Below are 1,065 nucleotides of genomic sequence, written 5' to 3'. Positions count from 1 at the left end.
GTCCCGGTCTCGCTGGCCGCGCTGCGCGGGGGCGCCACCGCGCTGGGCGTCACCACGATCGCCGAGGCGCTCGAGCTGCGGTCGGCGGGGATCGACGCCGAGATCCTGGCCTGGCTCTATCAGGCGTCCGACGATGTCCGCGCCGCCGTGGAGGCCGGCATCGACCTCGCCATCCCCAGCCCCGCCCACCTGGACACCGTGCTGGAGGCTGCGCGCCGCACGGGCCGCCGGGCGCGCGTGACCCCCAAACTCGACACCGGCCTCAATCGTTCCGGCATCCTCCTCGAGGACTGGCCGAACATCCTCGAGCGCCTGGTTGCGGCCACGGCTGGCGGGTTGGTCGAGGTCACGGGCCTGATGGCGCATTTCGCGCACGCCGACGACCCCGGCAATCCCGTCATCGACCAGCAGGTCGCGCGCCTGCACGAGTGCGTGGCGCAGGCCCGCGCGCGTGGCCTGGAGTGCCCGGTCAACCACCACGCCAATTCGGCGGCCACGCTGACCCGGCCGCAGGACGCCTTCGAGATGGTCCGCCCCGGCATCGCGCTGTACGGTTTGGACCCCGTGGGCAATCTGGGCGCTGACCTGGTGCCCGCCATGACTTTCTCGGCGGACGTACTCATGGTCAAGCGGCTCGCGCAGGGCGAGGGCGTGAGTTATGGCCACACCTGGCATGCGCCGCACGACACTACCGTGGCCTTGATCGCTGCTGGCTATGCCGATGGGGTCTGGCGGCTGCTGTCAGGCCGGCTGGACGTCGAGATCGGTGGGCGCCGCTACCCGAACGTGGGGCGCGTCTGCATGGACCAGTTCGTCGTCGACCTCGGTTCTGACGCCGGAACCACCGTCCGCGCCGGCGATACCGCGGTGCTGTTCGGCACCGGCGCCTACGGCGGCCCCACAGCCGCCGAGTGGGCCGACGAGTTGGGGACGATCCACTACGAGGTGGTCACGGCCGTTCGGGGCCGGGCGAGCAGGAACCACGTGTTGCGCGGCCGCCGCGCCGCAGATCATTCAGGCACCGGCATCGGGGAGCAGCGGGGGAGCGCACGATGACGAACGACA

Annotated in this window: 1 protein-coding gene; it reads left to right on the top strand. The window is 71.5% G+C overall.

All coding sequences use genetic code 11. The features are described 5' to 3' along the window. Positions 1 to 1,056 (top strand): alanine racemase (gene alr / locus G6016_RS13700; protein WP_182633188.1); only part of this gene is annotated, 1,056 nt, incomplete at its 5' end. Positions 1,057 to 1,065: the final 9 nt, after the last annotated feature.

The sequence above is a fragment of the Dietzia aerolata genome, assembly GCF_014144865.1.
Lineage (GTDB): Bacteria > Actinomycetota > Actinomycetes > Mycobacteriales > Mycobacteriaceae > Dietzia > Dietzia aerolata.
Note: the sequence above shows the minus strand (reverse complement) of the source record. Positions and strands in the feature narration are given on the sequence as shown.